We start from the raw sequence: 5,093 nt of genomic DNA on the forward strand, positions 1-5,093 counted from the left end.
GCGGGAGGAGGGCCTGGTGGCCGCCTACGAGCGCCTGGCGGCGTTGCAGAACCGGGTGGCGCTGGCCGAGCGGCAGGACGAGCGGGTGCGGCCCTTCCACGACCGTCCCTTCCGGGTCATCGGCGGCGACCGGTTCGCCGAGGCGCTGATGGCGTCGGTGGCGGACCCGGTGGTGAGGGGGTTGCCGGTGGTGGGCTGCGTGGACCAGCTGTCGGACTCGGTCGACCTGCTGACGTCCCCGCACCGGGCCCGCGCCGTCACGGCCGCCGCTCTCGGATTGAAACTTACTTTGTAAAGGCTGAGGGTGGGTGAACTCCCACCCTCACCCACCCGGAACCCCTACCTCGACGAGGCCAGAGTCACGGCCAGGTCCTCGATGCGGGCGCGCCAGGCGGGCAGGGTGCTCGTGTCGCCGGTCTGGGTGATGATCAGGCGGGCGCCGTGGCCGGTGCCTGTGGTCAGCTCCCAGTGCACGGTGCCGTCCTGCGTCCCGTACTCCAGGAGCTTGGCCGCCTCCGCGCGCGTGACCGGGCCGGCCGGCGGGCCCGGGATGGCGAACGGGGCGGGCGGCGGCGCGCCGACGGTGACCTGGTCGCCGTCAAGGGCCTGCCAGACCTCTTCGGCGGGCCGGGTGAGCTGGCGTTCGAGCCGGACGACGCCGTCCTTGACGGTGCCGGAGGTCAGGCCGAGGATCGCGACGTAGTGCTCGTGCAGGTGCGCGGTGTCGGCCGGGAGACGGGTCTGCCTGCCGGCGAGCAGGGCGCCGAGTCCGGCGATGCAGGTGTGCCAGCCGGCGGCGAAGCTGGCGGCGCCGTAGCGGTCGGCGAAGGTGTGGGTGAAGATCAGGACAGTGCCGTCGCCGTCGGGGCGCAGTTCCCAGCGCAGCTCGTCCTGGCCCCAGGTGTGGGCGAGGACGCGGGGCGAGTCGTTGCGGGTGACCACGCCGTCGGGGCCGAAGCCGTAGCTGACCTTGTCGCCGTCGATGTGCATCTCGGCGGGGAACCAGCGGGCCAGGTGCTCGGGTTCGGTGATGGCCCGCCACACCTTGGCGGGCGGGTGGGGCAGGCGGCGTTCCATGTGCAGGGTGGTGCGGCCGTCGGGGGTGATGGTGAGTTTCTCGTTCATTCGTCCTCCATGGTGTCGAGGTGGCGTTCCAGTGAGTCGAGGCTGCCGGCCCACAGTCTCCGGTAGGGGGTGAGCCAGGCGTCGATCTCGGCGAGTGGTTGCGGGCACAGTTCGTACCAGCGGCGTTGGGCGTCCTTGCGGACGGTCACCAGCCCGGCCTCGCGCAGGACGCGCAGGTGCTTGGATGTGCCGGGCTGGGTGAGGCCGAGCCGGTCGGTGAGTTCGCCGACCAGGCGCGGACGTTCGAGCAGCAGGTCGAGGATCTGCCGTCGCGCGGGCTCTGCGAGCACGTCGAAGCGCATACGCCCGAACATACGCTATTGGTTATATGCCTGCAAGCGCATGTTCAGGGGTGGAGGACCCCGCACATGACCTCGGCGAAACCGTCCGGGTGAAAGGAGCGCAGCTCGTAGGCGAGCGACACCTCCACGTTGGCCTGGACGCGCGCCGGCATCTCCCCGGAAGGCTCGGCCGGTAACGGCACGCCGAGTTCGCGGGTGTGCTCCTCGATGCGCTGCTCGCGGGGCGGGCCGGTCAGGGGGCTGCGGGAGTTGCCGCGCGCGTCGTAGGTGATGACGGTGTGGTGGTCGGCGAGCAGGGGCGCCAGCAGGCCGTACATGGCGGCGTCGCCGCCGTTGATGAGCAGCAGGGCCGGTCCGCGGCCGCGTACCTCGTGGTGGAGGTCGGCGCCGGGTACTGCGAGCGTGCCGGTGTCCATCGCGTCTCCCCTGGGGATCGGGCGGGGCCGACGGGTCACTCTAGGTCGTCGCGGCCAGTATGGACACCTGGCTCGCCGAGGAGCTCATGGTTCCGCCTTGCAGCCTGTGACGTCAGGGGGGCCGGTCAGGCGGGCGGCTCGGGTGTGCAGGTAGCGCTGTTGCGGCAGGTTGGTGGTGCGCCGGGCGGCTGCTTGGTAGGAGTCGCGGGCGGCGGCGTGGTCGCCGGTCATTTCCAGCAGGTGGGCGCGGACGGCGTGCAGGCGGTGGTCGGTGGCGATGCGCTGGTCGGTGTCGAGGTGCGCGAGCAGGGTGAGCCCGGCGTGCGGGCCGTGGGTCATGGCGACGGCGACGGCGTGGTTGAGCCTGACCATGGGGTTGTCGCTCAGGCGCATGAGCAGTTCGTACAGGGCGGTGATCTGTGGCCAGTCGGTGGTTTCGGCGTCGGGGGCTTCGTCGTGGAGTGCGGCGATGGCGGCTTGGAGCTGGTAGGGGCCGGGTGGTCCGTGGGAGAGGGCGTGGGTGACGAGGGCGACGCCTTCGGTGATGTGGCCGGCGTTCCAGAGGGTGCGGTCCTGTTCGGCCATGGGGATGAGTTCGCCGTCGGGTCCGGTGCGGGCGGGCCGGCGGGCGTCGGTGAGGAGCATCAGGGCGAGCAGCCCGGTTGTCTCGCCGTCGTCGGGCAGCAGCCGGTGGACGATGCGGGCCAGGCGGATCGCTTCGGCGGACAGTTCGACGCGGTGCAGGCTGGGCCCTGAGGTGCTGGCGTAGCCCTCGTTGAAGATCAGGTAGAGGACGTGCAGGACGGCGTCGAGGCGCTGGGCGCGCTGGGGGCCGGTTGGCATGGTGAAGGGGAGGCCGCTGTCTTTGACGCGTTGTTTGGCGCGGGTGATGCGCCGGGTCATGGTGGCTTGCGGGGTGAGGAAGGCGCGGGCGATCTCCGCGGTGGTCAGGCCGCCGACGGCGCGCAGGGTGAGGGCGATCTGGGAGGCGGGTGACAGGGCGGGGTGGCAGCACATGAACAGCAGGATGAGGGTGTCGTCGGTGTCGGCTGCCGGTTGGTCGGCGGCGGGGGCCGGCCGCTGGTCGGGCAGGGTCCGGCTGGCGACGGTATCTTCGCGGCGTCTGCGGGCCTGTTCGCTGCGTAGCAGGTCGGTGAGTCTGCGTGCGGCGATGGTGATGAGCCAGGCCAGGGGGTTGTCGGGGGTGCCGTCCTTGGGCCATTGGGTGGCGGCGGCGAGCAGCGCCTCCTGGGTGGCGTCTTCGGCGGTGTCGAAGTTGCCGTAGCGGCGTACGACCGCGCCGAGGACCTGCGGCGCGAGGTGGCGCAGCAGGTCCTCGGCGTCGGTGGCGGGCATTCAGAGTTCGAGTTCGGCCCGGGATTCGGCGATCGGCCTGATGTCGGCGTAGGCGGTGGCGGTGACGTGGGGCGGGGCGGGGCAGTCGCCGAGCCGGGCGGCGATCTCGGTGGCGCGGTCGAAGCTGTCGCATTCGACGATCCAGTAGCCGGCCAGGACTTCCTGGGTTTCGGCGTAGGGGCCGTCGGTGACGACGGGGGCGCCGTCCTTGGAGCCGAGTCTCCTGGTGTGGACGGGGGCGGCCAAGGCTCGGGTTTCGACGAGTTCGCCGGACTCTTCCAGGTCCTTGTTGAAGGAGTCCATGAAGGCGCCCATCGCGGCGAAGTCCTCGGCGGACCAGGCGGGTTCGCCGGTGGCCTGGCCGGCCATGCCGTCGTAGTCCTGCTGCGACCCGTAGGTCAGGATCATGTACTTCACGGTGTCTCTCCTTTGTGCCGGCTCCTGTGGGGGCCTGTCATCAGAGACGTCGGGGCCGCGGACGCGTTCCGGACATCGGCTCGCGGTCTGCGCGGTCATCGTACGGGGTTCGCGGCTGGACTCTCCCTTCGTGGGAGAGCCCATGCTTGAGGCGTGGACGAGGATCTGCTGCCGATCGGGCAGTTCGCCCGGCTCAGCCGTCTCAGTGTCAAGCAGTTGCGGCACTACGACGAGTTGGGCCTGCTGGCTCCCGCTTTCGTTGACGGCGAGACGGGTTACCGCTACTACCGTGCCTCGCAGGCGCGGGCGGCGTTGTCGATCGGGTTGTTGCGCTCGCTCGATGTGCCGCTGGCGGTGATCGGTCAGGTGCTGTCGGGGGCGGCGGGCGCGCTGGGAGAGGTGCGTGTCTCGCTGGAGGCCGAGCTGGCGCGCAGGAAGCGGACGCTGGCGTCGCTGGAACGGGTGATGGCCGAGGGGCTGCCGTCGGCGCAGGTGCGCGTCGTCGCCGAGCCTGCGCGGCGCGTGGCGGTCCTGCGTGAGCGGGCGGCGGGCCCGGCTGACGTGGGGCGGGCGACCTCGGCGGCCGTGGCTCGGCTGATGGCCGAGGCTGGTGGCGGGCAGGTGATCGGGCTGTTCCCCGTCGATCTGGGGGACGTGTTCGACATCGCGGTCGCCGTGGCGCTCGAACCGGGCGCCCTGTGCCCGGGCGGGGGTGCGGAGGTGGAGGTCCTGCCTGGTGGGACGTTCGCCTGCGCGACGCATGTGGGGCCGTACGACCAGATCTCGTTGACCGCGCACGCCGTGCTGGCCTGGTGTGCCGAGCGGCTTCACCCGCTGGGTGGCCCGATTCGTGAGGTGTACGTGTCGGATCCGGCCGTCGTCTCGCCTGACCAGCTTGTCACTCATCTGATGATCCCTTTGGAGGAGCAGTCATGACCCCTGAACTGACCCCTGAGCTGACTACGGTGCCGTCGGTGACCTGTCTGAACGTCACCGGTCTCGGTGAGCCGGGCGGGGCCGAGCATCTGGCGGCGATCCGCGCCCTGTACACCGTCGTGTCGCAGATGGGCGGCCCTGCGGGGCCGCTGGAGGGTCTGTGGTGGGTGGAGGACGAGCGTCCGCCGCTTCAGGTGCCGCGGCAGGAGTGGCGCTGGCATCTGCTGCTGCCGCTGGCCGGGGCGCCGGAGGCGGGGGAGTTGGAGCGGGCGCGGGAGGCTGCCCGTCCGTCGGGGGCGGCGGTGGACCGGGTTCGCGTCGTGACGCAGACCGAGGGGTGGTGCGTGGAGTTGGTGCACGCGGGCCCGTTCAGTGAGGAGCATCTGTCCCTGGAGGTGATGGAGAAGTTCATGGCCGCTGAGGGGCTGGTGCCCAACGGTCCGCACCATGAGGTGTATCTGACGCCGCTGGACGATCCGTCGCCGCGCACGCTGCTGCGCCAGCCGGTCAGGAGGGCGTAGGCCCGTGCGGCCGGGCGCGG

The 5,093-nt window shown here is 71.3% G+C and carries 7 protein-coding genes and 1 pseudogene; 3 read left to right on the forward strand and 5 right to left on the reverse strand.

Features of this window, described 5'->3' with window-relative positions; genetic code table 11:
* A pseudogene (locus ABZ297_RS46225) lies at window positions 1–295 on the forward strand (hypothetical protein); the annotation flags it as partial.
* A 44-nt stretch (window positions 296–339) separates the two neighbouring features.
* Here the strand turns inward: ABZ297_RS46225 and ABZ297_RS46230 are convergent.
* The 5 genes from ABZ297_RS46230 to ABZ297_RS46250 all read right to left on the reverse strand — a co-directional run bounded on the left by ABZ297_RS46230 (window position 340) and on the right by ABZ297_RS46250 (window position 3,607).
* Window positions 340–1,125, reverse strand: a complete 786-nt coding sequence (locus tag ABZ297_RS46230) for an SRPBCC family protein (RefSeq protein ID WP_355360804.1) — start codon at window positions 1,123–1,125, stop codon at window positions 340–342.
* Complete coding sequence (locus ABZ297_RS46235) at window positions 1,122–1,427, reverse strand: metalloregulator ArsR/SmtB family transcription factor (protein WP_355360807.1); 306 nt, start codon at window positions 1,425–1,427, stop codon at window positions 1,122–1,124. The genes ABZ297_RS46230 and ABZ297_RS46235 overlap by 4 nt, the downstream gene beginning before the upstream one ends.
* A 44-nt stretch (window positions 1,428–1,471) precedes the next feature.
* A complete protein-coding gene (locus ABZ297_RS46240) occupies window positions 1,472–1,843 on the reverse strand; it encodes a hypothetical protein (protein WP_355360810.1) in 372 nt (123 codons plus the stop codon).
* 84 nt (window positions 1,844–1,927) lie between these two features.
* Window positions 1,928–3,199, reverse strand: a complete 1,272-nt coding sequence (locus ABZ297_RS46245) for a sigma-70 family RNA polymerase sigma factor (protein WP_355360813.1) — start codon at window positions 3,197–3,199, stop codon at window positions 1,928–1,930.
* The gene (locus tag ABZ297_RS46250; RefSeq protein ID WP_355360822.1) at window positions 3,200–3,607 is read right to left on the reverse strand and encodes a YciI family protein; all 408 of its coding nucleotides are present in this window, start codon (window positions 3,605–3,607) and stop codon (window positions 3,200–3,202) included. It abuts the gene before it with no gap.
* Between the two features lie 162 nt (window positions 3,608–3,769).
* On the opposite strand from ABZ297_RS46250, the gene ABZ297_RS46255 reads away from it, so the two are divergent.
* Window positions 3,770–4,552: a MerR family transcriptional regulator gene (locus ABZ297_RS46255; RefSeq protein ID WP_355360816.1), complete on the forward strand. Its 783-nt coding sequence runs from the start codon at window positions 3,770–3,772 to the stop codon at window positions 4,550–4,552.
* Entirely contained in the window at window positions 4,549–5,073 is a 525-nt protein-coding gene (locus tag ABZ297_RS46260) for a hypothetical protein (protein WP_355360819.1), read from the forward strand. The genes ABZ297_RS46255 and ABZ297_RS46260 overlap by 4 nt, the downstream gene beginning before the upstream one ends.
* Window positions 5,074–5,093: the final 20 nt, after the last annotated feature.

The sequence above is a fragment of the Nonomuraea sp. NPDC005983 genome (genome assembly GCF_040614375.1).
Classification (GTDB): Bacteria; Actinomycetota; Actinomycetes; order Streptosporangiales; family Streptosporangiaceae; genus Nonomuraea.